The organism is Streptomyces sp. NPDC059455, from assembly GCF_042750115.1.
Taxonomy (GTDB): Bacteria; Actinomycetota; Actinomycetes; order Streptomycetales; family Streptomycetaceae; genus Streptomyces; species Streptomyces endocoffeicus.
This window is the reverse complement of record NZ_JBHYVB010000015.1, coordinates 59,618-86,352: the sequence shown is the minus strand read 5'-3', so window position 1 is coordinate 86,352 and position 26,735 is coordinate 59,618. Positions and strand designations below refer to the sequence as shown.

Annotated in this window: 23 protein-coding genes and 3 pseudogenes; 9 read left to right on the top strand and 17 right to left on the bottom strand. The window is 69.5% G+C overall.

Annotated features, from left to right (window positions below; translation table 11 throughout):
• Positions 1-54 precede the first annotated feature (54 nt).
• Entirely contained in the window at positions 55-3,558 is a 3,504-nt protein-coding gene (locus ACFXB5_RS07835; RefSeq protein WP_385203831.1) for a hypothetical protein, read from the bottom strand.
• Positions 3,559-3,884: 326 nt separating this feature from the next.
• Positions 3,885-4,889, bottom strand: coding sequence for a LacI family DNA-binding transcriptional regulator (locus ACFXB5_RS07830; protein WP_385203828.1), 1,005 nt, complete (start codon positions 4,887-4,889; stop codon positions 3,885-3,887).
• Between the two features lie 228 nt (positions 4,890-5,117).
• Here ACFXB5_RS07830 and ACFXB5_RS07825 point away from each other — a divergent pair, with 228 nt between their 5' ends.
• From ACFXB5_RS07825 to ACFXB5_RS07815, 3 genes are all read left to right on the top strand, one after another.
• On the top strand, positions 5,118-8,102 hold the full coding sequence (locus tag ACFXB5_RS07825) for an alpha-L-fucosidase (RefSeq protein ID WP_385203826.1): 2,985 nt from the start codon (positions 5,118-5,120) through the stop codon (positions 8,100-8,102).
• A gap of 22 nt (positions 8,103-8,124) precedes the next feature.
• On the top strand, positions 8,125-9,612 hold the full coding sequence (locus ACFXB5_RS07820; RefSeq protein WP_385203824.1) for a glycoside hydrolase family 28 protein: 1,488 nt from the start codon (positions 8,125-8,127) through the stop codon (positions 9,610-9,612).
• Between the two features lie 157 nt (positions 9,613-9,769).
• On the top strand, positions 9,770-11,395 hold the full coding sequence (locus ACFXB5_RS07815) for an alpha/beta hydrolase (RefSeq protein ID WP_385203820.1): 1,626 nt from the start codon (positions 9,770-9,772) through the stop codon (positions 11,393-11,395).
• A gap of 67 nt (positions 11,396-11,462) precedes the next feature.
• Here ACFXB5_RS07815 and ACFXB5_RS07810 read toward each other — a convergent pair whose 3' ends face one another.
• A complete protein-coding gene (locus ACFXB5_RS07810; protein ID WP_385203817.1) occupies positions 11,463-11,705 on the bottom strand; it encodes a hypothetical protein in 243 nt (80 codons plus the stop codon).
• 162 nt (positions 11,706-11,867) lie between these two features.
• Here ACFXB5_RS07810 and ACFXB5_RS07805 point away from each other — a divergent pair, with 162 nt between their 5' ends.
• Positions 11,868-12,518, top strand: coding sequence for a tyrosine-type recombinase/integrase (locus tag ACFXB5_RS07805; RefSeq protein ID WP_385203814.1), 651 nt, complete (start codon positions 11,868-11,870; stop codon positions 12,516-12,518).
• Positions 12,519-12,532: 14 nt separating this feature from the next.
• Positions 12,533-12,922: pseudogene (locus tag ACFXB5_RS07800) on the top strand (transposase family protein); the annotation flags it as partial.
• Between the two features lie 18 nt (positions 12,923-12,940).
• Here the strand turns inward: ACFXB5_RS07800 and ACFXB5_RS07795 are convergent.
• Positions 12,941-13,843 (bottom strand): PDR/VanB family oxidoreductase, encoded by a 903-nt coding sequence (locus ACFXB5_RS07795; protein WP_385203873.1) that lies wholly within the window; start codon positions 13,841-13,843, stop codon positions 12,941-12,943.
• Positions 13,844-14,022: 179 nt separating this feature from the next.
• Between ACFXB5_RS07795 and ACFXB5_RS07790 the strand changes: the two are divergent.
• Both ACFXB5_RS07790 and ACFXB5_RS07785 read left to right on the top strand, forming a co-directional pair.
• A pseudogene (locus ACFXB5_RS07790) lies at positions 14,023-14,361 on the top strand (Rieske 2Fe-2S domain-containing protein); the annotation flags it as partial.
• Between the two features lie 45 nt (positions 14,362-14,406).
• The gene (locus ACFXB5_RS07785; protein WP_385203876.1) at positions 14,407-15,039 is read left to right on the top strand and encodes a hypothetical protein; all 633 of its coding nucleotides are present in this window, start codon (positions 14,407-14,409) and stop codon (positions 15,037-15,039) included.
• Positions 15,040-15,271: 232 nt separating this feature from the next.
• On the opposite strand, the gene ACFXB5_RS07780 is transcribed toward ACFXB5_RS07785, so the two are convergent.
• The 4 genes and pseudogenes from ACFXB5_RS07780 to ACFXB5_RS07765 all read right to left on the bottom strand — a co-directional run.
• Entirely contained in the window at positions 15,272-15,460 is a 189-nt protein-coding gene (locus ACFXB5_RS07780) for a hypothetical protein (protein WP_385203811.1), read from the bottom strand.
• A complete protein-coding gene (locus tag ACFXB5_RS07775; protein ID WP_385203808.1) occupies positions 15,457-15,660 on the bottom strand; it encodes a hypothetical protein in 204 nt (67 codons plus the stop codon). The genes ACFXB5_RS07780 and ACFXB5_RS07775 overlap by 4 nt, the downstream gene beginning before the upstream one ends.
• Before the next feature lie 52 nt (positions 15,661-15,712).
• Positions 15,713-16,372, bottom strand: coding sequence for a TetR/AcrR family transcriptional regulator (locus ACFXB5_RS07770; protein WP_385203805.1), 660 nt, complete (start codon positions 16,370-16,372; stop codon positions 15,713-15,715).
• A 265-nt stretch (positions 16,373-16,637) separates the two neighbouring features.
• Positions 16,638-16,832: pseudogene (locus tag ACFXB5_RS07765) on the bottom strand (hypothetical protein); the annotation flags it as partial.
• A 173-nt stretch (positions 16,833-17,005) separates the two neighbouring features.
• Here ACFXB5_RS07765 and ACFXB5_RS07760 point away from each other — a divergent pair.
• Positions 17,006-18,418, top strand: a complete 1,413-nt coding sequence (locus ACFXB5_RS07760) for a hypothetical protein (RefSeq protein ID WP_385203802.1) — start codon at positions 17,006-17,008, stop codon at positions 18,416-18,418.
• 30 nt (positions 18,419-18,448) lie between these two features.
• On the opposite strand, the gene ACFXB5_RS07755 is transcribed toward ACFXB5_RS07760, so the two are convergent.
• From ACFXB5_RS07755 to ACFXB5_RS07720, 8 genes are all read right to left on the bottom strand, one after another.
• Positions 18,449-19,288, bottom strand: coding sequence for a putative hydro-lyase (locus ACFXB5_RS07755; protein ID WP_385203800.1), 840 nt, complete (start codon positions 19,286-19,288; stop codon positions 18,449-18,451).
• Positions 19,285-20,628, bottom strand: coding sequence for an MFS transporter (locus ACFXB5_RS07750; RefSeq protein WP_385203797.1), 1,344 nt, complete (start codon positions 20,626-20,628; stop codon positions 19,285-19,287). The genes ACFXB5_RS07755 and ACFXB5_RS07750 overlap by 4 nt, the downstream gene beginning before the upstream one ends.
• 207 nt (positions 20,629-20,835) lie before the next feature.
• Positions 20,836-21,288, bottom strand: a complete 453-nt coding sequence (locus tag ACFXB5_RS07745; RefSeq protein WP_385203794.1) for a VOC family protein — start codon at positions 21,286-21,288, stop codon at positions 20,836-20,838.
• Between the two features lie 76 nt (positions 21,289-21,364).
• Positions 21,365-22,303, bottom strand: coding sequence for a biotin-dependent carboxyltransferase family protein (locus tag ACFXB5_RS07740; protein WP_385203791.1), 939 nt, complete (start codon positions 22,301-22,303; stop codon positions 21,365-21,367).
• Positions 22,300-22,944, bottom strand: coding sequence for an allophanate hydrolase subunit 1 (locus ACFXB5_RS07735; protein WP_385203788.1), 645 nt, complete (start codon positions 22,942-22,944; stop codon positions 22,300-22,302). The genes ACFXB5_RS07740 and ACFXB5_RS07735 overlap by 4 nt, the downstream gene beginning before the upstream one ends.
• Before the next feature lie 95 nt (positions 22,945-23,039).
• Positions 23,040-23,843, bottom strand: a complete 804-nt coding sequence (locus ACFXB5_RS07730; protein WP_385203785.1) for a LamB/YcsF family protein — start codon at positions 23,841-23,843, stop codon at positions 23,040-23,042.
• Positions 23,840-24,544, bottom strand: coding sequence for a GntR family transcriptional regulator (locus ACFXB5_RS07725; RefSeq protein WP_385203782.1), 705 nt, complete (start codon positions 24,542-24,544; stop codon positions 23,840-23,842). The genes ACFXB5_RS07730 and ACFXB5_RS07725 overlap by 4 nt, the downstream gene beginning before the upstream one ends.
• Before the next feature lie 93 nt (positions 24,545-24,637).
• Positions 24,638-25,384, bottom strand: a complete 747-nt coding sequence (locus tag ACFXB5_RS07720) for a dienelactone hydrolase family protein (protein WP_385203780.1) — start codon at positions 25,382-25,384, stop codon at positions 24,638-24,640.
• A 109-nt stretch (positions 25,385-25,493) separates the two neighbouring features.
• Here ACFXB5_RS07720 and ACFXB5_RS07715 point away from each other — a divergent pair, with 109 nt between their 5' ends.
• Positions 25,494-25,982, top strand: a complete 489-nt coding sequence (locus tag ACFXB5_RS07715; RefSeq protein ID WP_385203778.1) for a MarR family winged helix-turn-helix transcriptional regulator — start codon at positions 25,494-25,496, stop codon at positions 25,980-25,982.
• Positions 25,983-26,063: 81 nt separating this feature from the next.
• Here the strand turns inward: ACFXB5_RS07715 and ACFXB5_RS07710 are convergent.
• Positions 26,064-26,735, bottom strand: a 672-nt coding sequence (locus ACFXB5_RS07710; protein WP_385203775.1) for a serine hydrolase, incomplete at its 5' end; no start/stop codon positions are given.

Sequence of the window (26,735 nt, the reverse complement as noted above, 5' to 3'; positions counted from 1 at the left end):
CCTCACGGTCCGGCCGACGCGATGGCGGTTGACGAGGATCGGCAGCCCGGATCGTCACCGACCCGTCGGACAGGCCATAGAAGGGTGGCCCGCTAGGTACTGCGACCGTTCGCGTGCCATGAAGGACCTGTGGACCGCCCGGCAAATCGTCCTGATGGAGGAGGCAGGGTCAGGTAGATCAACATTCCACAATCGGATCTTTTCGTCCGCGCCAATAGCCAGGGTTTGGCCGTCCGGGCTGAACGCCACCGAGTTCACGGCATCAGTGTGCCCAGTCAGAGTGGTACGGAGCCCGCCGGTCGCCACGTCCCACAAACGCACCGTCTTGTCGTCACTGCCACTGGCCAGAGTCCGGCCGTCCGGACTGAACGCCACCGACCGCACGAAGTCACTGTGGCCGGTCAGAGTGATGCTCGGCTTGCCGGCGGCCACGTCCCACAACTGGATCTTCCCGCGCTCTCCACCGGTGGCCAGAGTCCGGCCGTCCGGACTGAACACCATCGACTCCACGGTATCGGTGTGCCCGACCAGGGTGGCGCGCACCTTGCCTGTGGCCACGTCCCACAAACGCACCTTCGTATCTCCGCCGCCACTGGCCAGAGTCCGGCCGTCCGGGCTGAACGCCACCGGGTTCAGGAAGTCGGTGATGTGCCCGGTCAGAGTGGTGCGCAACTTTCCGGCAGCCGGGTCCCACAACCGGATCTTTCCGCTCTCTCCGCCGCTGGCCATGGTCCGGCCGTCCGGACTGAACGCCACTGACAAGGCGAAGTCGATATGCCCGGACAGAGTGGTACGCAGCTTCGCTGTAGCCACGTCCCATAACCAGATCGCGCCAACTCCCCCGGAATTGGCGAGGGTGCGGCCGTCCGGACTGAACACCAATGAATCCACGACGACGCTGGAAGGTCCGGGCACGGTGAGGGTGTTCTGAGGCTTGTCGGTGGTCACGTTCCACAGACGCACCGTCTTGTCGGCACTGCCGCTGGCCAGAGTCCGGCCGTCCGGACTGAACCCCACCGACTCCACGGTATCGGTATGCCCGACCAGGGTGGCACGCACCTTCCCGGTGGCCATGTCCCACAATCGAACCTGCCCATGTTCCGCACCGCTGGCCAAGGTACGTCCGTTCGGACTGAACATCATGGGCCCCACGTAGTCGGCGCGTCTGGTGAGGGTGGTGCGGGTGCTCCCGGTGGCCACATCCCACAGCCGAAGCTGGCCTTCCTCCCCACCGCTGGCCAAGGTACGACCGTCCGGACTGAACACCACCGACTCCACGAAGTCGGTATGCCCGGTCAGGGTGGCACGCATCTTCCCCGTGGCCACATCCCACAGGCGTATCCGCGTGTCATCACTACCGCTGGCCAAAGTGCGGCCGTCCGGACTGAACGCCACCGAGTTCACGACGTCGGTGTGTCCGGTCAGGGTGGCGCGCACCTTCCCGGTGGCCACATCCCACAGCCGAATCCGCCCATGCCCTCCACCGCCGGCCAAGGTACGACCGTCCGGACTGAACACCACCGACTCCACGGCATCGGTGCGCCAACTCAGTTTGGAGCGCGGCTTCCCGGTGACCGCGTCCCATAGGCGCAGTGTCTTGTCGTCACCGCCACTGGCCAGAGTGCGGCCGTCCGGGCTGAACGCGACGGATTCCACAGCGTCGGTGTGCCCACTCAGACGGCGCCGAAGGGGAAGGCGCGCGGCGGCGAAAAGACTGGCCGTGGCTTCCTTGGTCGGAGTGGTCCGGTATGCCTGGACCGCCAAGAGTGAAGCCAGGTCAGGGTTGGAATCCACGAGGCCGGCCGACTGTGCCGCCAGCTGACGGGAGAGTGCGGTTCGCTGGGCGCTGAGCGCCTGGTGCCGCTCCTGCTCACTGGTCCGGTATTGCTGCCAGGCGATCAGCCCGGCGGCCAGGGCGAGTACGAGCAGGATCGACAAGGTGGCGGCGAACTGGCGCAGGCGTCGGGTGGTGCGGGCGACCGCTTCCTCTTCACGGCGGCGAGCGGTGCGGCTGGTGGTCAGGAAGTCACGTTCCAGAGAGGTCAGGTCGCTGTCGCTGTCGGCGTTGGCGCTGGCGTTGGCGCTGGCGTTGGCGCTGGCGTTGGCGTTGGCGTTGGCGTTGGCGTTGAGGAAGGCTTCCTCCGCGGCGGCGAGTCGGGTGCCACGGTAGAGCGCACCGGGCTCGCGGCCGAGTTCGTTCCAGGTGTGAGCGGCTTCGGTGAGCTGGCGGTGCAGACGCAGCCGTTCGCGGGCGTCATCGATCCATTCCCTCAGCCGGGGCCAGGCGGCGATGAGGGCTTCGTGGGCGAGGTGCACCGTGCTGCCGTCGAGGGTGACCAGTCGCGCCTTCACCAGCCGTTCCAATACTTCAGCGGTGGCGGTAGAAGTCTCTGTCTCCAGTTCTTCCCGGGCCGCGGGCCGCCGGGTGTCCTGTGCGCCTTCCCCCGGGGTGATCAGGCGTAGAAGGATCCGGCGAGCGCTGAGGGCTTGGGTGGAGGGCAGGTGGGTGTAGAGGTCTTCGGCGGTTTGGGCGAGGGCGCCGTGGACACCGCCGGCGGCTTCGTAGGCGGTCAGGGTGAGGGCCCGGCCTTTGCGCCGGTGCCAGGTTTCCAGGAGGGCGTGGGACACCAGGGGCAGGGCACCGGGTTCGCCGTCGACCTCGTCGATGATGCGCGCGGTCAGGGTGCGTTCGACGATATGGCCTGCGGCCTGGGCGGGTTTGACGATGGCCTCGCGGAGTTCGCCCCGGTTCATGGGCGGGACCAGGAGGGTGGCCTCGCGTAGCGCGTCGGCGAGGGGCCGGTGACCGGCCAGATGTCCGAAGAAGTCGGCCCGTACGGCGATCAGCACCCGTAATCGGCTGTCGGGGGCGGCGGCGGTCAGGAGGCGGTCGAGGAACCGGACGCGTTCTTCCGGGTCGGTGCAGAGGGTGTAGAGCTCCTCCATCTGGTCGACGACCAGCCAAGTATCCCCCTCTTCACCGCCCTTTGGGGTGAGCCGCTGGTCGTGGGTGCGCAGCGGGTGGGCGCCGGGGGTGATGACCCGGAGGGCGGCTGGGCGTAAGTGCGGGTCGTCGGTGGTGCGCAGGCGAGGTATGAGACCGGCGCGCAGCAGAGAGGACTTTCCGCTTCCGGAGGCGCCGACCACCACCGTGATCCGGTGCCGGCCGCTCAGACGCAGCAGGTCGTCGATGAGCTGGTCCCGGCCGAAGAACAAGGCCGCGTCGTCCGGCTCGAAGCGGGCCAGGCCCCGGTACGGAGGCTCGGCATCGTCGGTCCGCGGCTCGGCCACTTCATCCGCCGCCGCCTGCCGCCAGCGGTCTTCCCACTCCTCAGGGTCGCCGCCGCATGCCTGTACGTAGGCGAGCACCACCGGGAGGGTCGGCAGCCGCTCCCCCGCCGCCGCTTGGGACAGCGTGCTCGCCCCGTGGCCGGTACGCGCGGCCATGGCCCGATAGGTGGGGCCGCCTGCCTCCTCCCGCAGCTTCCGTAACTCAAACGCCAACCGCTGCACCGGACCCGCGCTCGGGTCCAGCGGGCTTTCGGGACGCCCCGCCATCGGTCACTCCTCCCCCGGCCCCCCCATGGACGCTTACACCTGTCCGTTGGAGCCCCATCCCAGTCATGTGAAGACGCGCTGTGTGACGAGTTGGCGGCAGCGTCGAGCGCGGTCGCCCAGTTCGCCACTGTCAGCGGAGAGTTCCGCCAGGTAGCTCGACATGCCTCCCCCTCAGCCCGCCGTCTGCGGCCTCGGCACCGCGTTCCGTCAGCAGTATCGTCACCTACGGAGCGGAGCGCGGGTCGGCGACCGGCCCGAGGACGGCCACGTCACCCAAGGGCAACCACGTCAGCCGAGGGCGACCACATCGACCGAGGGCGACCACATCAGGAGGACGCGCGTACCACCAGGCGTGGCACGATCACCGTCTCCCCCGTTCCGGCGCCGGTCATCTGCGCGGCGACCTGCCGCACCGCGGCCCGGCCGAGGAGTTCCTTGTCGACTGTCAGGGTGGTCAGCGGCGGGTCCACGAGCCGGCTCAGCGTCAGCCCGTCGCACCCGACGAACGCGCAGTCCTCGGGCACCCGCATACCGCGGTCGCGGGCGCGGCGCATGGCGCCGATGGCGATCAGGTCGTTGTACGCGAGCACCGCCGTCGCCCCGAAGCCGCCGGCCAGCACGTCGTCCATGGCCGCCGCCCCGCCCTCGAGGGAGTTGGCCGCCGGGAACACCCACCCCTCGTCGGCGGGCAGCCCGTGTTCGGCGGCGGCGCCGAGGAACAGTGAGTGGCGGGTGCCGTGGCCGCCGGCGTCCGGGCGGCCGCGGTCGTCGAGCATCGCGATCCGCCGGTGGCCGCGCTCGACGAGGTGGCCGACCGCATGCCGCATACCGGTGGCGAACTCGATCCGCCCGCCGTTCACGCTCGGTGGCCGGTGCTCGTTGTCGAGCAGGACGAAGGGCATACCGGAGCGGTGGATGAGTTCGATGGCGCCGGGGTCGAGCAGGAAGGCGACGCACGCGTCCACGTGGTCCACGACGGTCCGCGCCACCGCGGTCTCGCGTTCCAGGGCGGAGCCGGTGCTGTAGATGGCGACCTGCCAGCCGCGCTCGTCGGCCGCCGCCAGCACACCGGAAACCACCTCGGGGAAGAAGGGGTTGAGCACATCCGCGATGACCAGACCCAGCGTGGTGAGCCGCGGGCCGACCATGCCACGGGCGAACCGGCTGGGCCGGTACCCCATCGACTGGGCCACCCGCAGCACCCGCTGCCGCGTGGCGGGGTCGATCTCGGGTTTGTCGTTGACCGCGCGGGAGACCGTCTGCCGGGACACCCCGGCCGAGCGCGCCACATCCTCGATGGTGATGCGGCGCGGCCTGGCGCTCGTGGGCACGGGCCCCACCCCTCTCCCCACCCTCGGACGTGGTACGACGTGGCACTCGGGACCGCTCACGGGGGTGATCCCCGAAGCGCTTCTCCTCGATAATCACCGCGGCGTCGACGGGCGTCAACGGAACCCCACAGCCGAACACCCCAACCTCGCACACATATTGACACGGCGGCCGGGTGGGCCGGACAGTGCTCCGTGAACGCTCACGGGAACGTTCACGGAGGACAGAACATGCCCACGCCGAGGATCCCGCTCCGCCCCATCCACATCCCCGCAGCCCGCGCCGCCGGTGCTGCCCGTACCGCCCGCGCCGCCCGCTCCCGGTGGCGCGCGCTGTGCGCGGCGGTCGTACTCGCCCTGGCCATCGGCCTTCTGGCCGCCCCCGCCCAGGCCGAGGTCCAGCACCCCCGGCAGGAGTGGCTGCGCCAGTCCACCGCCGGGCTCTTCCTGCACTGGGGCATGTTCACCAACCCCCAGCACCGCGACTGCGCCGAATGGGAGCGCGATGTCACCGAGGGCGGCTGGAACGCCGACTACTGGGTGGACGAGGCGCGCAAGCTCGGCGCCTCGTACATCGTGCTCGCGACCTTCCACAGCGGGCTGGGCTACGCCCGCCCCTGGCCCTCGAAGGTCCCCGGCAGCTGTGCCACCGAGCGCGATCTGCTCGGCGAGCTGGTGGCCGCGGCCAAGGCCAAGGGCGTGCGCATCGTCCTCTACATGACCGACGACCCGCAGTGGCACAACGAGTCGGGCACCGAGACGCTGGATTCGGCCGCCTACTCGAAGTACAAGGGCCGGCAGGTGGACCTGACCACACGCCGTGGCTTCGGCATGTACAGCTACGACCTGTTCCTCGAGGTCATGGACAAGTACCCGGATCTGTCGGGGTTCTGGATCGACAACGACAACGAGTACTGGGAGGAGAACGGTCTCTACGAGAAGATCCGCGAGCGCCGGCCGGACTGGCTGCTGAGCAACAACAACGAAGACACGCCGATCATGGACACGGTCAGCAATGAGCAGAAGACCGGCATGACCCCGGCGTACGACTACCCCGCCGCCGTGACCGTCCCCATGCCCCGGCTGACCGAGGCCGACTACAAGCTGCCGACCACCGGCGACTGGTGGTACGACGGTGGGGACCACGAGGTCGACGCCCGGCTCAGCACCGGCCGTTACATCACCAACGCGGGCTCCTCCATCAAGTCGCTCATGGCCGAGACACCCATGGTGAACGGCAAACTCCCGCCCCAGCAGGAGGAGTTCAACGACTTCATGGGCAAGTGGGTCGAGCCCATCCGGGAGTCGGTGTACGGCGTCGAGGGCGGCGGCTACATGTACGGCGGGATGCAGCCCGGCTTCTGGAACGACGGCGCCCACGGCGTGGTCACCGTGGGCCGGGGCGAGAACGGCGACCGCACCCAGTATGTGCACGTGGTCACCCGGCCCCGCACCGACATGGTGCGGCTGGGCGACAACGGCTACACCGTGCGCCGGGTCACCGATCTACGCACCGGTGAGGCGATGCGCTTCAGCCAGTCCGGTGGCCGGCTGTCGATCCTCGGCATCCAGGACTGGGACCCGTACGACACCGTCTTCAAGGTCGAGACGGACGGCCGACGGCCCCTCTACCCGCAGTCCGGTGTCGGCGCCACCGCCACGTCCGCGCGTACCGGCCACCCGGCGGCCGACCTCGCCGACGGCGACTACGAGACCTACTGGGACAGCGACGGCAAGCTGCCCGTCTCCGTCACCCTCGACCTCGGCGGGCGCAAGCACGCCACGTCGCTGGCGGTGAACCAGCGCGAGTGGTCCCCCACACACGCCCGGTCGTCCTTCGGCCGCCCCGAGGACTCCGCGCGCATCAAGGACTACCGCGTCTACGCCAGCGGCGACGGCAAGCGCTGGACCCAGGTGCGCTCCGGCACGCTGCCCAGTGCGCGCGGGGTGCGCACCATCGACATCGGCGACCGCACCGCCCGCTATCTGAAGCTGGAGGTGCGCAGCCTCTGGGGCGGCCCGCAGGCGCCCGAGTTCTACAACCAGCTGCGCATCGACGAGATCCAGGTGGCGTACGGCCGCTCGAAGACCACCCGCACCGAGCTGCCGCTGGAGGCCGAGGCACGGCAGAACCGGCCGACGGGCGCGGCCCACTCCGTGGCATGCGGCGCCTGCTCGGGCGGCCGGCGCGTGGAGGGCCTCGGCGGCGGGTCGCGCGACTCCGTGACGTACCGTGACGTACGCGCACCCGAACAGGGCGACTACCGGCTCCAGTTGGACCACACCGCCGCGGCCGACTCCTCCCTGTCGGTGAGTGTCAACGGCGCGGCACCGGTCGAGGTACCGGTGGCCGCGGACAGTTCCGAGGTGCCGGAGAGCACGGCGGTGTCCGTGCCGCTCAAGGCCGGTGCCAATACGGTGAAGGTGTTCAGCACCGCCCGCCGTGGCCCCGGCCTGGACCGGATCGCGGTGGCCCCGCTGCCCCCGGCCTCGTACACCCCCAAGACCACGCTCACCGTACGGCCCCACGGTCTGCAGTGGGTCGGCCCCGGGCAGCGGTCCCTCACCGTCACGGCGACGCTCCGGCTGGACGACGACGAGCAGCTCGACAAGGTCAGCCTCGCCCCCCGGCTGCCGGCCGGCTGGACCGCGGACGGCGGGCCGGTCACGGCCCGGTCGCTGCGGCTCGGCCAGACGGTGCGGGGCACCTGGACCGTCACCTCCCCGCCCGGCCAGGACGCCGGGTCGGCGGACATCCCCGTCACGGCGGACTACGGGCTGCTCGGCCGGCAGAAGTCGGTGTCGGACCAGGTCCGGGTGCGGCCACTGCCCGACGGCCGGATATGGGCCCGTGAGGCGGAGGACTCGGCCAACCAGTTCGGCAGCACGGGCATCACCGGCTGCGGCCCCTGCTCCGGGGCCGAGAAGGTGCGCAACATCGGCGGCAGCGAGCAGGCGGCCATGGTGTTCCCCGATGTGGTCGTCCCCGACGGCGGAGAGCACACGCTGCACCTCGACTACACGGTCAACGGCACCCGCTCGTTCCAGGTGAGCGTCAACGGCGGCCCGGCGGCCAAGGTGACGGTGACGGACACCGGGAACACCACGCCACGTACGACCTCCCTCCCCGTCACCCTGAAGCCAGGCGCCAACACCATCAAGATCTCCAACGACACCGAGTCCGCGCCCGATCTGGACCGGATCTCCGTCAGCTAGCGCATTGCCAAGGAGGCAGGCCATGCACCCGAGTCCATCCCGCCGCGCGGCGCTGCGCACCGGCGGTCTGCTGGCGGCGGGCGCGCTGCTCCCGCCGCTGTCCGCGGAGCAGGCGTACGCGGCCACTCCGCACACCGGAGTGGCCACTCCGCACACCAGCGTGGCCACTCCGCACACCGGCGCGGCCGCCGCCTACACCGGGGCGTGGCGCGCGGTGCCGGGGATCCTGGCCCGGATCAGGCCGCCCGCCTTCCCCCGGCGTACGTTCAGGGTCACCGACTACGGCGCGGTCGGCGACGGGCGGACGATGAACACCGCGGCGTTCCGGGCCGCCATCGCCGCCTGCCACCGCGCGGGCGGCGGCCATGTCGTCGTCCCCGAGGGCCGCTTCCTCACCGGCGCGATCCATCTGCGCAGCCGGGTGGACCTGCATGTCGCCGAGGGCGCCACCATCGCCTTCAGCCCCGATCCGCGCGACTTCCTGCCGGTGGTGCTCACCCGCTGGGAGGGCACCGAGGCCTACAACTACTCGCCCTTCATCTACGCCTATGGTGAGCGGGACGTGGCGGTCACCGGCCGCGGCACGCTCGACGGGCAGGCGCGGCTCGGGCCGTGGGAGAGCTGGTACCGCGACAGCGGACCGCAGGGGGCCGACCAGAAGCTGCTGCGCGAGATGGGCTCCACGGGGGTGCCGGTGGCGCGGCGCGTCTTCGGCGACGGCCACCATCTGCGGCCGAAGATGGTGCAGTTCTACCGCTGCCGCAACGTCCTGGTCAGCGGCCTGACCATCGTCGACCCGCCGATGTGGACCGTACATCCGGTGCTCTCCAGCAACGTCACCGTGCGCGACATCACCGTGGACAGCACGCTCTACAACACCGATGGCTGCGACCCCGAGTGCTGCTCCGATGTGCTCATCACCGGCTGCCGGTTCAACACCAACGACGACTGCGTGGCCGTCAAGTCCGGCCGGGACGAGGACGGCCATCGGGTCGGCGTGCCGAGCAGGAACATCGTCGTGCGCGACTGCCGGTTCTCCGGCCGCTGGGGCGGGATGACGGTCGGCAGCGAGATGTCCGGCGGGGTGCGTGACATCTTCGCCGAGGACTGCGAGATCAACCCTCCGGACTTCCCCGGCCGTTACCCCGTCAAGTACGCGCTGTACGTCAAGGCGAACAAGAAGCGCGGTGGCTCCATCGACGGTGTGCACATCCGGAACTTCACCGGGCAGGGCGTGGAGCGTGACATCGCCTTCGTGACCATGGACTACAACGGTGGCGAGGCCGGCACACTGCCGGTGTCCGTGCGGAACATCCACCTGGACCGGATGGAGATCGACGGCGCCCAGACCGTGCTGCGGCTGGTCGGCCTGGAGACCGACCCGCTGCGCGGGGTGCACCTCTCCCGCTCCACGTTCACCGGCATCCGCGACCCCGACAGCATCGCCCACACCGACGAGCTGACCTTCCGGCGGGTGTTCGTCAACGGCCAGGAGGTGCCCCGCCCCTGAGCGGCACGCGGGCGGGCCGTACAACCAGGGGACCACGCACGGCCGTCATATCCCTCCCAAGAGGGAGGGGAGTTGGGGACGCACGGCCGATGTTCCCCGGCGCACCCCACCTGAATGATCGTTCCTGTCCCGACACACCACCGGAAGGAACGATTTCGTGCGTAGACGAGGTCTCGCGCCCCTGTTAGCCGTCGGTGTCACGGCAACGCTGGCTCCCGCGCTCGCCACCTCGACGGCCACCGCCGCCGAGGCCGGCCCCGCATCGACGTCCACCGCCACCGCGAGCGCCCTGGACCCGTACATCAAACAGAAGCCGAAGTGGCAGCGGTGCGAAGCCGACAAACCGGCGGAGTACCAGTGCGCGACGATCAAGGTGCCGCTGGACTACCGGGCCCCCGGCGGCAAGCGGATCGACATGGCCATATCCCGGATCAAGACCACCACACCGGCCAAGCGGCACGGCGTTCTGCTCGCCAACCCCGGTGGCCCCGGCGGGCCGGGGCTCGACATGCCGCTGCAGATGAAGGACATGCTGCCCGAGTCCGCACGGCAGCAGTACGACCTCATCGGCTTCGACCCGCGCGGGGTGGGCCGGAGCACGCCCGTCACCTGCGGTCTGAAGCCGGAGGAGGAGAACTGGCTGCGGCCGTACAAGGAGGCGACGTTCGACAAGGACGTCGCCTGGGCGCGGGATGTCGCGCGCAAGTGCCGTGAGAAGTCGGGCGCCACGCTGAAGCACATCACCACGCGCAACACGGCACGCGACATGGATCTGCTCCGGGCGATCCTCGGCGAGAAGAAGCTCTCGTACTTCGGCTACTCGTACGGGACATACCTCGGCGCCGTCTACACCCAGCTGTTCCCGAGCCGGGCCGACCGGGTGGTGGTGGACAGCGCGGTCGATCCGGCGCGCGCCTGGCGAAAGATGATCCAGTGGTGGGCGGAGGGTGCCGAGCCCGCGTTCGACCGGTGGACCGAGTGGGCCGCCGCGCGTTCCGAGAAGTACGACCTCGGCGACACCCCGAAGAAGGTCGACCGGACGTTCTGGGACCTGGTCCAGCGGGCGAACGAGAAGCCCATCGAGATGGACGGGGAGAAGTACACCGGCGATGACGTCCGGAGCATGATGCGCGGCGCGGTCTTCAGCGTGCGGGAGGGCACCGAACTGGTCGTGGAGCTGAAGAAGGCCGCGGCCGGCAAGCCCGCCTCCGGGGAGAAGCTCCCGGATCCGGCCGGCACGCCACGCCTGGCCGCCGACTCCGCCGAGGTACCGAGCGACAACATGACCGCGAGCTTCTGGGCCGTGGTGTGCAACGACAACTCGGCAGCCTGGTCCCGCGACCCCGAGAGCTACCGGCGGGACGCCATCGAGGACAAGGGCCGCTACCCGCTCTACGGCGACTTCGCGTCCAGCATCAAGCCCTGCGCGTTCTGGGACAGGTCGGTCGAGCGGGCCACCGTCGTGAACAACAAGGTCGGCTCGCTGGTCGTGCAGAACGAGTGGGACTCCCAGACCCCGCTACCGAGCGGTCAGGCCCTGCACGCCGATCTGAAGGGCTCGAGAATGCTGACCGTCCTCGGCGGCGAGGGCCACGGCGTCTACCCGAGCGGCAACGCGTGCACGGACGGCACGGTGGCGGACTACCTGACCACCGGCAAGCTGCCGGCGAAGGACGTGACCTGCGAGGCGACGGGCGACTCGAACGGCGGCGCCCAGGAGGACCGGAAGCGGGACATCCGTCCCGGGGCCCCGCTTCCGCAGCGCTCCCCGGACCGCTTCTGACGGCCGGCGGTTGACGCACAGGGGACGGGGCGGAACCTCCGGCAGGTTCCGCCCCATTCGCGCCGGATCACCGTCCCGGCGAGCGGGGCCGACCAGGGATGAACACCGTGCCCGCCGACCGGTCACTTCGCCTGGTCGAGCCGGACCGCGTCGGGACGGCCGGGAAGCGCGGCCGCCCGGTGGTGTCGTGCACGGCCTGCCACACCGTCTCGGCGACGTCGCTCTCCTTGGTGAACACGTCCTGGCCCCCGAAGTCGTCCATGGATTTCTTCGCGAACGCCGCGTAGGGCGCCGGGCTGCCGTGCTGCATCGGTAGATACCGGCGCACCGGCTAGATCGGTGGGACAAGGTGAACTCGGCGGAGGTGCGCGAGTTCGTGCTGTAGCTGCCACGCACCACGAAACCGCGCCGGGCACCCAGGACGAAGTCGGCCTCCACCGTCGGCACGATCAACCCGATCCCACATGAACGCGTGACCGGCCCGATGCTGCCCCACCTCTTCCAACGCGGGATCGGGTGGCGTCGGGAGATCATCAGTACCAAGGTCCGCTACCGGCTCCTCAATGACACGCTGGAGCGGGCCGGGCTCATGGACCGGGCCGGCCAGCCTCTGCGCTACCCGCCGCACGACTTCCGCAGGATGTTCATCACGGACGCCGTCACCGGCGGCCTTCCCGTCCACATCGCCGCGAAGATCCTCGGCCATCACAGCCTGAACACCACCCAGGCCTACCTCGCGGTCTTCCAGGACGAGCTGATCAAGTCCTACCGAACCTTCCTCGACACGCGACGAGCCACCCACCCGGCCGCGGAATACCGAGAACCCACCGAACAGGAATGGGACGAGTTCCAAAAGCACTTCGAGCCGCGCAAGGTCGAACTCGGCACCTGCGGGCGCCCCTACGGCACCCCGTGCGCGCACGAACACGCCTGCATCCGCTGCCCGATGCTCCGCGTCGCCCCCCAGCAACGCCGGCGTCTGGAAGAGATCATCCGAAACCTCGGGGACCGCATCGAGGAGGCCCGCTGCGATCGCGATGCTTGCGCTGCGGCCCGTGCGGTCCCCAAGTCCGGGCAGGCGTGGGGCCCCTGGCAGGAACGATCTTGCGACGGATTGTTCTGACCGAGGGGCCTCACGTGTCGACCAGTGTCACATACACCGCCGTGCTCGATGTGAAGCGGTCCACCGCCGAGCACCTGGCCCGGCTGCTGCGCAATCACCGCATCGCGGCCGGCACCCGCAAGGGCAGGCGTGCGCTGGGCTGTTTCCGGCAGGCGGTGCTCGTCCTGCGCTGGTTCATCGACGGCACCCGTCTTCCCCAACCTGCCTGGGGCCGGGCTGACGCATCTGAACCTCGACGGCACGGTCATCCGAACCGACCGCGGCGTCGCCCCGGCCCCAACGGCGCAGACCTCTGGTGGTCCGGAAAACACCGGCATCATGGCGGGAACGTGCAGGTCATCGCCGCCCCGGACGGCTGGCCGATCTGGGTCTCACCGGTCCGCCCAGGCAGGGAGCACGACACCAAAACCGTTACTCGCGATCTAGATATCGAGCACGATGACGTCATCGACTGCACGGACGACGCAGGGGAAGCAGACATCGGCGGCACGAGTCAGCCCGACGAGGCTATCGCCATGGTCGGTCTGGCCGGAGATCAAAGGCGTTTCGCATGTCCCGCAGATACCAGCTCGACACGACCACGGTACGTCAACACCCCGCTCCTCAAGGGCGTCCAGAACGCTCACGCCAGCAGGAACCCGGATCCTACCACCGGATCGGCCAAGCTCGACCTCGAAATCACCGCTCAACCCGGTATTGGCAGTAAAGCGCTCGGAAATGACTCGCGGGCCGTCGTGGGCCGAGAAATCGCTGGAAACCGACTCGATCAGCCCCGCCGGCCCGCAGCAGTAGAGGGTGGTCGACCGACCTCCGATCCAATCGCTTACCAAGGCCGAAATATTAGGTCTTCCGTACAGCGCCGTCTCCCATAGGGTCACGTTCTCTCGAACACCTCTGAGGTGATCAAGGAATGCCATCTCCTGGCGTGACCGTCCGATATACAACAGATGCCAGGATGATTCCCGCTCGGCAAGCTCCAGGGACATGGCGAGCATTGGGGTTATTCCCACGCCGCCGGCAATCAGGATGTGGTTATCACTACTTGGATCGAGCCCAAACGTGTTGGACGGCGAACTGGCCTCCAGGGACGTACCGACTGCGGCATGCTCGTGCAGCCACCGTGCCGCTCCGCTCTCGCGATACCTCACACCCAGCCGCCAACGATCATCGGCCGGGCGACCGCATAGCGACAAACAGCAGGAACCTGCCGGAGTGTGAACCGTGACATGGCTACCAGGAGTCCAAGCCGGCAGGGGAAGATCCGAATCCGCGTCGACGTCGAGAGCCAGCACGTGACGTGCCGCGGTCCAGGTCTCGGTCACCACTACCGGAAAGCTTGGCTCTGACAAAGAAACCTCCACGTTGCGGGTGCCTGGTTGACCGACGGACGCTCTAGAGCTTAGACTCTAACAACTGGCACGGCAAGCGACTCCCACCACGCTCGCCTTGTATCAGGTGTGCTTTCTGAAGCGCGGATGCGCAGACTACGGATAGGGGTACACAAGTGACGGCGACTCAAGCGAATGATGCGGTACAGCAACGTCGATTCAAGGGGCGAGAAATTCCCGCGGAAGGCGACGGAGGTGTATTCAGCGAGACCTGGTTTCCGGTCTGTCTGAGTTCCGACGTTCCGGCCCGAGGAGTGCATGGCTGTGATTTCCTTGACGGACGCGTGATTGTTTCACGTGACCGGCACGGAGAAGTCCGTGTACTCAGCGCGTATTGTCTGCACGTTGGAGCGGACTTGTCGATCGGTGAGGTAACTGACGCCGGTAACATCCGCTGTGCATTCCACGGTTGGGAGTACGACGGTGAAAGTGGGCGATGCGCCTACCTTCCGTCCGGGGACCCAGTCCCGCCTCGAGCGTCGCTCTACAGGTTTCCGACCATGGAGCGGTATGGTGTCGTCTTCGCCTTCAATGGTCGGGAGCCGCGGTTCTCAATTCCGGACTTCGACCATCCGGAGGCATCTTTGATGCTCAGGTCTGGGACGTTCCCTGACCGATTTTCGGTCGACCCGTGGGTGATCTGCGCGAATACTCCTGATCTGCTGCATATCACGGAACTTCACCAGTTCGACGTGCGCAACGATCCGTACGAAGATGCCACGTGGCAAGATTACTCTGCGACCTTCCCGATCCATGCGAAGACACCGGCTGGGCCGGTTCTCGATATTCGTCCCGAGATCCACGGAACAAACCTTTTCCACCAGAACGGAACGGTCGATGGGCGCTGGTTTGGCTGGTCCACTTGGATGGGGATTCCCACTCCTGGTCAGACCACTGTCTTTTACACGATTTGCGCGCGACCCGAGCCCGACGAAACGCGCGAGCAAACTGCGGAGTTCCTTGACTACGTGCTGAAATTGGAGATGTCAATCGCCAGCGAGGACGTGCCGATCTTCGCCAGTATGCGTTATACTCCCGGAAATCTCACTCGTGGTGATCGGGTTCTCGCTCGCTTCTTCGAATACCTGAGGACCTTTCCGCGGTCGCATCCTTCAGCCGATTTCCTGAAATGATCTGATTCCGCCGTGGCAACCTATATTCAGTCCACGGATCCTGGGGTGGAGGCTGGGTCCGGCGTCCACTGCCCTGCGAGCTGGAGCGTTCCGGACATACGGCCCATACTCCGACGCTTACCGGTCCAGTACTCCAGCTGTAGATCGTGATCTTCATGCCTGGGAGGAGGCTTGCCGCCGGTAGCGACTGGCTCGTGATCGTCCTTGGTGACGGCGGCGCCGGTCGGACCAGTCAAGCCGGTGGGCAGCGTCGCGGACGGGCCGCACGACGAGGCGTGGCGCGGTTGCGGCGGATCAGCAGCTGGTGGCGGCCCGGTGCCGTCTCGGCAAGGTCGATGACGGCCCGGTCGTAGAACCGCTGTCCCTTCGCGCCGCGTCCGGCCGAGAACTTCCGCCAGGCCCGCTTCGGCACCTTCTTCACCAGAGCGTCGGCGCGGAACTTGCCTGCTCACGTACGTCATCACGGACGGCATCGGCATACCAGACAGCCCGGCACAGCACATGCCGCATGCCGTGCGGGCTGCTCTCCCCGGCCCGCAGCCGGGGGTCGACCCGGGCGAACCGGTCCGCGATCCGGCCCATGACCACCTCGGGCGCCTCCCGCCAACGGACGGAATCCACGCTGTGACCTGCGGCCACCGTCTCATCGTTACTCCACACAAGTCACGATGATTCATGCAGGTGGCAGGCCATCGATCGTCCCGCAAGCTGCAATCCGCTCGATCTCGGCCGCAACCTCCTTCGCGAAGTCGTCAGTCAAGTGTGGCTCGACGATTGAGAACGCGTGGCGAGCGCCCTCTCCCAAGTGGCCGTGCGTGGCTCCTCGTTCCCCGTATATCGCCCCTAGGTACTGCCACCAGCCGACGAACACCACCGCAGTGGTCGACGCGCAGCGTCCCACACTGCTTCCCGGAAGATCGGGGCGCCGAAAGTGCCCCAGCGCTCGCAGTTCCTCGAAGAGTGCGATCAAGCGGTCAGTCGCCCATGAGAGGGATTCGCTGTGCCGCGAAGCGATGGAAGGGTTCGCACGCATGAGAGACGCCGAATCGGCAAACACAAAACGGAATCGCAAAATTATACTGAGAGAAACGACATATACCCGAGCCACGCCTGCGGAGGTAACCGGCGAATCCCATACCCCATTACGGCGAACTTCATCCGTCATTCTCGAATACAACTCGAAGGCAATCTCTTCCTTGTTGCGAAAGTGGTAGTAGAGGTTTCCAGGACTAATACCCAGCTTCTTTGAAATATGGTTTGTGCTGACGGCATCGAATCCATCCTCGTTGAACAGTCGAAGCCCTTCAAGCACGATACGCTCTCTATTACCCATTACAACCTTCCATCGCACAATTGTTGCGCCGATTCAATGGTGGCATCAAGGCGGTGACCGCGCCAGTGTGCTTTGGCCATGACGGTAGTCACCGCGCCACCACTTCGCTCTCTCCCAAAGCTGCGCTCCCGTAGTCGTCCGCGAAGTAGCCCCTCGGAAGATACAGGCTTCGGAGGGAATCAGTAGTTCGGGAAAGGCTGAACTGCGACGCGTTGTCGTAGCCGACCCGCTGACCGACTCCGGTGACGTCGTTCGGATGGGTGGCCGCTCGCTGGGCGATGACCGCGAGCACCATGCCGGACATGGAGGGCGCCGGCGGATCCGGCCGGTCGGCCTTCGAGACGAGGACGCCGTCGATGGCGGTGGTCCAGTCGGGCCGGGCATGCCGGGCCAGCAGGGTGCGGAGCTCGTCGAGGGACGTGGATCCATTGCAGCACCACGGTCTCCTCCGGCCGTGCACATGGAAGAGCCGTGCACGTTAAGAACAGAACTCCCTGCTCAATGGTGTCGGCAGAACAGGTGTCCTTAACATCGCAACGCCTGGCGCGAGGGAGCGCCACTGAGGTCAGGAGCGTTGCTGTGCACAGCTCGAGTCGGAACGTGCCTTCCTCCCTTCTGCGAAGCCTGACGCGTATGCGGCGCACCGTGGCGTCGACCGTCGGCATCGCGGGCATCGTCGCGGGGACGCTGGGCAACGCCGGTCCGGTCCAGGCGGCCCAGCCGGGTCCCGCGCCGGTCGCGTGCCCGGCGAGTGTGGGCGACAAGGCCACGTGTTACACCGGCAAGGACAGCAACGGGGCGTACTACGCGATCGCCGTTCCGAAGAAGTGGAACGGGTCGCTGATCGTCCACTCCCACGGCGGCCCCGACCTGGGCGACGGGTCCGATCCCGAGCGGAGCGTAGGCGATCTGGACCGCTGGTCGGTGATGGTGTCCGAGGGCTACGCCTGGGCGGGCTCGTCGTACCGGCGAGGTGGCTACGGAACGCGCATGGCGGCCGCCGACACGGAGAATCTGCGCCGCCTGTTCGTGGCGGACTTCGGCAAGCCCGAGCGGACGTACGTACACGGCCAGTCCTGGGGCGGAATCGTCGCCGCCAAGGTCGTGGAGACGTATGGAGGGAAGAACGGCCCCTACGACGGCGCCCTTCTCACCAGCGGTGTCCTGGGCGGCGGCTCCCGGGGCTATGACTACCGCGTGGATCTGCGGGTGGTCTACCAGTACTACTGCCGCAATCTGCCACGCCCCAGCGAGCCCCAGTACCCGCTGTGGCAGGGGCTGCGTCCCGAGTCGACCCTGACGACGGCCGGGCTGCGCGCCCGCCTCCAGGAGTGCACCGGCTACGCCTCCGCCCCCGAGGAGCGCACCGCGCCGCAGCAGCGCAACCTCGACGACATCCTCGCCGTCACACGCCTTCCGGAGCGGACGCTGGAGTCCCATCTGCGGTTCTCGGTGTTCACCTTCCGCGACATCGTGCACAGCCGGCTCGGCGACCGCAATCCATTCAGCAACCAGGGCGTGTGGTACTCCGGTTCACACGACGACACGGCGCTGAACGCGGGCGTCGAGCGCTTCTCCGCCGCCCCCGACGCCCGGCGTGACCTCTCCTACGACAGCGACCTCACCGGGCAGGTGTCCATCCCGGTACTGACGATGCACGCCATCGACGACCCCACGGCATTCGTCGAGCACGAATCGGCGTACCGGGCGACGGTCGACGGCGCGCACCGCGGGAAGAACCTCGTGCAGACCTTCACCAAGGAGAGCGAACACAGCGAGCTGAGCAACGCGGAGTACGCCGGTTCCATCGCCGCGCTCGACTCCTGGGTGCGCACCGGAAACAAGCCCACACCGCGGTACATCGCATCCGCGTGCGCCGCGTTCGACCGCGTCTACGGCACCGGGTGCTTCTACGACTCCGGTTTCCGCCCCAAGCCCTACGCCTCCCATGTCCGGCCCCGGCCGGGCGGACTGACGTGGCCGGCCATGACGTCCGCCCAGGAGCGGGCCTGGAGCCGGATCGACGGCGTGGGCATCGCTCCCTGAAACCCCCGCCGCCGGACCGCGAATGGCCGTTCACCCCGGTGCCGGGCCCGCGTCGACGGTGTGGTCGAACACGAACATATGGCCCGGGTAGTGGGTGATGGTGTACGGGGCCCGGGTGGCGGGGAGCGCCAGTTGGGGTGTCACCCCGCAGGCCCAGAACACCGGGACGTCGCCGTCCTCGACAACCGGTGAGGGGCCGAAGTCCGGCCGGGCCAGGTCGGCGATGCCGAGCGCGGCCGGGTCGCCGATGTGCACCGGTGCCCCGTGCCCGGCCGGATAGCGGGCGGTGATCTCGACGGCGCGCGCCACCAGCCGTCCCGGTATCGCGCGCATGCTGACCACCAGCGGTCCGGACAGCCGCCCGGCGGGGCGGGTGGCCACGTCGGTGACGTAGACGGGCGGCGCCGCGGACTCCGGGGCGTACCGGACCGGGACGCCCGCGGCGCGCAGCGGGCCCTCGAAGGTGTGGCTGCAGCCGAGGAGGAAGCCGACCGCGTCCGGGCGCCAGTGGGCGGTGATGTCGGGTGGTTCGGCGGCGAGTTCGCCGTCGTGCCAGACCCGGTAGCGCGGCAGGTCCGTCCGCAGGTCGGCGACGGTCGTGCCGAGCCGCACCACCGGGTCGCCCGGCTCGGTGACGGCGAGGACGGGGCAGGGCGCGGGGTTGCGGGTGCAGTACAGCAGGAAGTCGAAGGCCAGGTCGCGCGGGACGATCACGAGGTTGGCCTGCTGGTACCCGTCCAGCAGACCGGCCGTGGGCCCGGTCCACCGGCCGTCCGCCACCAGGCGCCGCAGCGCCGCCGGGGTGGCGGGGACGTCCTCGGGAAGGCCGGCTCCGGAGGCGGCGGGGCCGGGCCGCACGGCGGCCGTCACGCCAGTTCCCCGTGGCTGGACTCGGTGACGGTACGCAGCGTCAGCAGGGCGACGACCACGGCCGCCATCAGCAGGAAGCCCGGGGCGAGCAGACTGCCGGTGGCGGAGATCAGCCAGGTGGACAGATAGGGGCTGAGCCCGCCGCCGACGATGGTGCCGATGTTGAAGCTGAACGAGAGCCCGGTGTACCGCACCCGGGTCGGGAACATCTCGGCGTACGTCGGGTAGGTGACGGACTGGACGACCGGCATCGGCAGGGCCAGCACCACCATGGCCGCGACGGCGAGCGGGAAGCTGCCAAGGCCCATGACCAGCATCGCGGGGACGACCAGGACCGCGTACCCGGCGAAGCCGACCGTGATGAGCCGCTTGCGGCCCCACCGGTCCGACAGCGCCCCGCACACCGGCATCAGGGCGGCCACGAACAGGCTGATCCCGCCCATGATCCAGAAGGTGGAGTCCTTGGGGTAGCCGAGGTCGGTGGTCAGGTAGATGTTCATGAAGATCAGGCCGACCCAGTAGCCGCAGTTGGAGCCGATGGCCAGCAGGGTCACCTTCAGCACCGGGCCGCGGTGGTGGGTGAACACCTCGGTCAGCGGCGCCTTGGCCGTCGCCCGCTCCGACTTCGCCGCGAGGAAGCTCTCGGAGTCCGCGAGCCGGTTGCGGGCGATCAGGGCGACGGCGACCAGGGGCAGCGAGAGCAGAAACGGTATGCGCCACCCCCAGGCGTCGAGCTGGCGCTCGCTCAGCGCGGTCGTGGTGACGCCCGCGACCAGCGCCGCGGCCCCGCCGCCGAGGGCCACCCCGACCGGGGTGAAGGCCCCGAAGAAGCCACGCCGCCCGGCCGGGGCCGACTCGGCGAGATAGGTGGCAGAACCGGTCACCTCACCGCCCGCGAAGAACCCCTGCGCGAGCCGCACCGCCAGCAGGGCGACGGGCGCGGCCACGCCGACGGCGTCGGCCGTGGGCAGCCGCCCGACGGCCGCGGTGGCGCCGCCCATCCCGGTCACGGTGAGGATCAGTACGGGCTTGCGGCCCACCCGGTCCCCGAGCCGACCGAGCACGATGCCGCCCAGCGGCCGCATCAGGAACGCGCTGCCGAACACCGCGAGCGTGGCCAGCAGGGCGGCGGTGGGGTCGTCCCCGGGAAAGAAGTGCGGGCCGATGACCACGGCCAGATAGCTGTAGACGCCGAACTCGTAGTACTCGATGGCGGTGCCGGCGGCCGCCGCCAGCGCCGCCCGGCGTGGGCCGCCGCGCGCCGCGGTGGCCACGGCGGCCGCGCCCCCGGGGTCTCCGGGTGCCGTTGAGGCCGTTGAGGCCGTTGGTACGCTCGTCATGGGTTCCTCCGGGTCTGACATGTCCTTTGGCCGGGATGTGCTGTCAGTGCCGCCGGTACGGCGCCGGGGGCCCGTACGACGGTCATCCGCGGGACCATTCCTCCTGCTGATGACCGTCGTCCTGCCGGGCCGGGCGCCGCCGCCGGTGAGTCGGTGGTGGGTCGGTGAAGACCGCCGGGCGGATGAGGACCGCCGGGCGGACGCGGATCAGACGGCGAAGAGCTGTCCGAGGTCGGCGAACGCCTTGAACTCCAGCGCGTTGCCCGCCGGGTCGAGGAAGAACATCGTCCACTGCTCACCGGGCTCGCCCTGGAAGCGGACGTACGGCTCGATCACGAACTCCGTGCCCGCCGCGGTGAGCCGCTCGGCCAGCGTCTGGAACTCCGGCACCGGCAGCACCAGGCCGAAGTGCGGCACCGGCACCTGGTGGCCGTCGACCGGGTTGGTCCCGGCGACGCCGTCACGCGGCGCCCCGGACGGGCCGTCGCCGACCTGGTGGGTGACGACCTGGTGGCCACCGAAGTTCCAGTCGATCCACTTGGTGTCCGAACGGCCCTCGGCGAAGCCGAGCACCTTGCCGTAGAACTCACGGGCGGCCTCGATGTCGTCCACCGGGATGGCCAGGTGGAAGGGGACGAGGGAGTCGGGCTGAGTGGTCATGTGGGTGTCTCCTTGAGGTTTCTCAGGGTGTTTCAGGGTGTTTTAGGGGTGGGCATCTCAGGGTGTTTCAGGGGGTTCAGTGGACGGGGGCGAGCCGGAGTTCGTCCCCGGGGAGGGTCTGGCCGACGAGATCGATGTCGGCGTCGGTGACCACCCCGATGACGGGGTAGCCGCCGGTGACCGGATGGTCGGCGAGGAAGACGATCGGCTCGCCCGACGGCGGCACCTGGATGGCGCCGCGTACCGTCCCCTCGCTGGGCAGGTCCGCCGAGCCGACGGCCAGCGGCGGTCCGGTCAGCCGCGCGCCCACCCGGTCGCACTGGGCGGAGACCCGCCAGGGCGTGGTGGTGAGCCGGTGCCGGTCCGCGGCGTCGAACAGCTCGTGCCGCGGGCCCCAACGGAACCGGACGGTGGCCGGGCCGCCGCACGGGACGACGCTGAACGCCAGCTCCAGCGGGACCGCCGGGACCGGGCGCACCGGGCCGAGGCCGTACTCCGCCCCGGCGCACACCGGATCGGGGCCGAGCCCGGTGAGGGAGTCGCGCGAGGCCGACCCCAGCACCCGCTCCGCCTCGATCCCGCCGGAGACCGCGAGGTAGGTGCGGCAGCCCGCCCAGGGGCGGCCGATCGCGAGCACCGATCCGGCCCGGAGCCGCAGCCGCGGCGCGCCGTCGACCGGCACCCCGTCGACCGTCAGCGGCGCCGGGGCCCCGGTGACCGCCACATGGCGGGTGGTGGAGAGGGTGATCGCGAGACCGCCGAGGGTGACCTCCAGGGCCGGGGTGTCCTCCGGGTTCCCGGCCAGCCTGTTGGCCAGCCGGAAGCTGCGCCGGTCGGCCGGACCGGAGGCGGGCACGCCCAGGTGGGCCATCCCCGGCCGGCCCAGGTCCTGCACGCTGGCCGCCGGTCCCGCCCGGACGACCGTCAGCACGGCGGGCTCCGGACCGGTGCCGGGATCCGGTGGCCGGTGCCGGGGGCGGACCCGGCGGCCCGGGACGGCGGAGGTGACCGTCATGGCGCCACCGCCTCGAAGACGACCCGGTCGCCGACGGCGAGCCGGTTCGGCGGTTCGGCCGTCACGTCCCACAGCCGGGTGGTGGTGACGCCGATCTGGTGCCAGCCGCCGGGAGTTCCGCCGGGGTAGACCACCGTCTGGTTCCCGGCGATGGCCACCACCCCGGCGGCCACCCTCGGCCGCGGGCTGGACAGCCGGGGCAGCCGGAGGCTCTCCGGTACGCCGTCCAGATACGCGAAGCCGGGCGCGAAGCCGAAGAAGCCGACCCGGTACTCCCCCGCGCCGTGCCGCCGCGCGACCTCCGCCGGGGCCAGGCCGAGGCGTTCGGCGACCTCGGGCAGGTCCGGGCCGTCGTAGCGGACCGGAATCACGATCCGTCTGCCGGGCGGCGATCCGGTGCGGTGGGCGCCGGACCCGTCGAGCACGGTGCGCAGCCCGGCGGCGAGCTTGCCCATCCCGGCGGCGGTCTCCGCCACCACCAGCACGGTCGTGGCGGCGGGCACGACCTCCCGCAGCCCCGTCGCCCAGGGCTGGGCGCGGATCGAGGTGGCGACCTCGGCGGGGTGCCGGTCCGCGCACTCGATCAGCCAGCCCCGGTCGCCGGCCCTCCGCAGAAACGTTTCGTCTGACGTTACCTTCACAGACTTCGCGTCCGCAGGGCGCGCGTTCACCTGGGTCGCGTCCGCGGGGGGCACGTTCGTCCGGGCCGCGTCCGCGGGAGGCACATCCGCCGGCGTCACGGCCGCACCCCGACCCGGTCCGCGACGGCACCGGGCGGGCCCACCACGACACCCCTCGACGCCAGCGCCTCCCGTACGGCGGCGGCCAGCCCGGCCGCGCCGGGGGTGTCGCTGTGCACGCACAGCGCGGCCAGCTCCCCGCCGTCCGGCGCGATCCGTACGACGCTGCCGCTCACCGAGACCACCGTCCCCGACTCCGCCATCCGCAGGGCGCGTTCGGCCGCCTCGGCGGGGTCGGTGATCAGGGCTCCGGGCGCGGAGCGGGGCACCAGCAGCCCCTCGTCGGTGTAGCCGCGGTCGATGAACCCCTCGGCCAGCGGGCGCACCCCGGCCTCCACCGCCCGCTCCCAGACCGCGGTGCGCGGCTGGCACAGCAGCGGCAGGGCGCGGTCGTACAGGGCTACGGCCTCGACGATCGCGACCGCGTGCCCGGTGTGCCGGGCCGCCGCGTTGTAGAGCGCGCCATGGGCCTTCACATAGCCGACGCGACCGCCCGCGAGTCGGGCGAACACCTCCAACGCGCCCATCTGGTAAAGGAGTTCATTGACCAGCGTGGCCGGTGGCACATCGATGAAGCGGCGGCCGAAACCGGCCAGGTCGCGGTAGGAGACCTGGGCCCCAATCGCCACACCCCGGGCGGTGCTCGCCTCGCAGGTGCGGCGCAGGATGTCGGGGTCGCCGGCGTGGAAACCGCAGGCCACATTGGCCGCGGTGACCTGGTCGAGCAGCTCGCCCTCGTCGGCCGGCCCCCAGACCCCGAACCCCTCGCCCACATCGGTGTTGAGCGCGAGGGCGGTCACCGGGCCGACTCCGCCCAGTACGCCTGGAGGGCGCCGCCGCTGTTCTCCCAGGCCGTGTGCAGCCCTTTCTGCCCGCCGTCGATGTGCGCCGTGATCTGCCGGGCCAGCTCCTCCGCGTCCCCGTCGGCCAGCGCCTGGACCATCGCGGCGTGCTCGTGGTGGACCCGGCCGTACGCCGAGGTGCCATGGACGTAGAACCGGGAGTACGGCTCCAGCCGGTGATACATCTGCGAGATGATCTCGTAGCGCATGGGCAGCCGGGACAGCCGGTACATGTCCAGGTGGAAGGCGAGGTTCGTCCGCGACCAGATATCGGCGCCGGACCCCCCGGCCTGCTCCATCGCCGTCGCCATCTCCTCGAACCGGCTGATGTCGCGCCGGGAGACCCGCTCGGTGACATGCTCGGCGAAACTCGGCTCGATCAGCCGCCGCAGGTTGTAGATCTCGTCGATCTCCTCGAGGTCCAGCACCGTGACGAACGTGCCGCGGCCCGGTGTCGAGCGCAGCAAGCCCTCGCTCGCGAGGGTGCGCATGGCCTCCCGCAGCGGGATGCGGCTCACCCCGAAACGGTCGGCGAGTTCGTCCTGGACCAGTCGGTGGCCCGGCGGGTAGACGCCCTCGACGATCAGCCGGCGCAGTTCGTCGGTGAGGGCGTCGGCGCCTTGGGCATCACCGCGGCGGCCTCTGTCTTCTCGGCTCATATACTGTGTATACAGTGCATGCACCGGATGCGTGAAGAGGTCGGACCGCGGGAAATCCGTCCGTCAGGTTCGTTCCCCGGGCCGGAGGCCTCCTCAGCCGTTGGCCAGGGCGCGGTCCAGGAGCGGGAGCAGCCGGTCCCAGTGGTGTTGCAGTGCCGAGGGGTTGAAGGCGTCGGTGTCGGACATGGTGAAGCCGTGGACGGTGCCGGGGTAGATCTCGGAGGTGTAGCCGACACCCGCGGCATCCAGGGCCCGGTTGAGCTCGCCGAGGGCCTCGGGCGTCAGGTCGGTTTCGGCGTGGCCGAGATGGATCTGAGCGGTGAGCGTGGAGAAGAGGCGGTGCAGGGCGTCGGGGCCGTCGGCGCCCACGGGGCCGTGGAATTCGGCGAGGGCGGCCACCTGGCCGGGGTGGGCCGCGGCGGTGCGCATCGCCAGGAGGCCGCCTATGCAGTAGCCGATCACGCCGACCGGTCCGGCGCCGACCTCGGGCCGGGTGGTGAGGAACCTCAGGTAGGCATCGGCGTCGCGCAGGATCCGTTCGGTGGTGTGCTCCTCGATCAGGGGCATCAGCCGGCCGATGAGCGCGGGCCGGACCTCTTCTCCGATGTACTCGGGAAGTTCGATCACCGGTGCCGGGCCGTGCCGGTAGAAGAAGTTGGGGACGAGCACGTAGTACCCGTGCCCGGCCAGTTCGCGGGCCATCTCCTTCAGCACGGGCCGGATGCCGAAGGCGTCCGGGTACAGCAGCACCCCTGGGTGCCGCTCGCCACGGTCGGGGAAGGCGGCGAAGGCGTCGGCCTCACCGTCCGGGGTGGGAATCCGCAGTGTCGTGGTGGGCAAGGTCTTCCTTCCGTGAAGTTCGCTCAACAAACGTTTGTCGCACTAACGCTGTCGGCGCGAGCGAACGTACATCGTTAGTCGGACTAACGCAATCGATAGGATGAGCGCCATGACCAGAGCCGAAGCCGCGGACGTCCCCGACGCCAGCGCGCCCCAGACGCCCGAACGGCTGCGTCGACTGGTGAGCCGGCTGCTGTCGCAGCTGACCACACGGTCGGACCGGCTGATCAACGAGGGGCTGGCCCGGGCCGACGCCCGCAAGTGGCACTACGCCGTGCTCGCCTCGCTGCAGGAATACGGGCCGGGCAGCCAGGCGACGCTGAGCAGGCGCACCGGTATCTACCGCAGCGACATGGTCGGTGTGCTCAACGAACTGACCGAGCGTGGCCTCGTCGAGCGGGCGCCGGACCCCGACGACCGGCGCCGCAACACCATCACGATCTCCCCCCGGGGCCGCCACCGACTACGCCGCCTCGACAAGGTCCTGGACGAACTCCACGACGAACTGCTCGCCCCGCTGAACCCTGTCGAGCGCGACCAACTCCTGGGACTGCTCACCCGCTTGCTGGACCACCACACACCAGGACTGACGCGCTGACCGCGCCGACCAGGCTGACCGCGCCGACCAGGCTGACCGCGCCGACCGGGCTAGGCCCGAGCGCTGGGCGCGCCGACCGGGCTAGGGCCGAGCGCTGGGCGCGGACGCGGGTGCGTTGAGGTCCTGGTGGACCGCGCGGGCGATGCCCTCGATATTGGCGATGCCGTCGTCCATCGTGGCGTTGTCCTGCGACAGCACCGTGATCGTGTAGTCGTGGTCGCCGCCGGTGAAGGCGCCCAGGCTGTGCACCCGCCAGCCGTTCGTGGCCCGCTCCAGCCAGCCGTTCTTCACATGCACCTGTGCGTCGCTCGGCGCGCCGGCCGGTGTCCCCCAGCGCTGTGCGGGGATGACCTCGCTCGTCAGCTTCAGGATGTAGCCGCGGGAGTCCTCGCTGAGCACCGGATTCGCGTGGGTCACCAGGTTCAGGAGCTTTTCCTCGTCGTTCGCGGTGATCTGGGTGAGCCCCCAGTGCCCCTCGCTGTCGAGGACGGTGTTGGTCATCCCCGCGGCCCGCAGGAATCCATTGATCTTGTCCGCCCCGAGCTGCTTCCACAGCGCGGTGGTGGCATCGTTGTCGGACTTCGTGATCATGGCGGTGGCGCGGTCCTTCTCCTCCTGCGTCAGGGCGCGATCGTCCTTCTGCGCGTCCCACAGCAGCGTGGGGGGGGGGGCGTGCGCGGGTACCGGTGACGGGGTGGGTGAGACGTGGCCGCGCCCACAGGGGGGGGTGGGGTGTTGTGGGGGTGTGGGTGG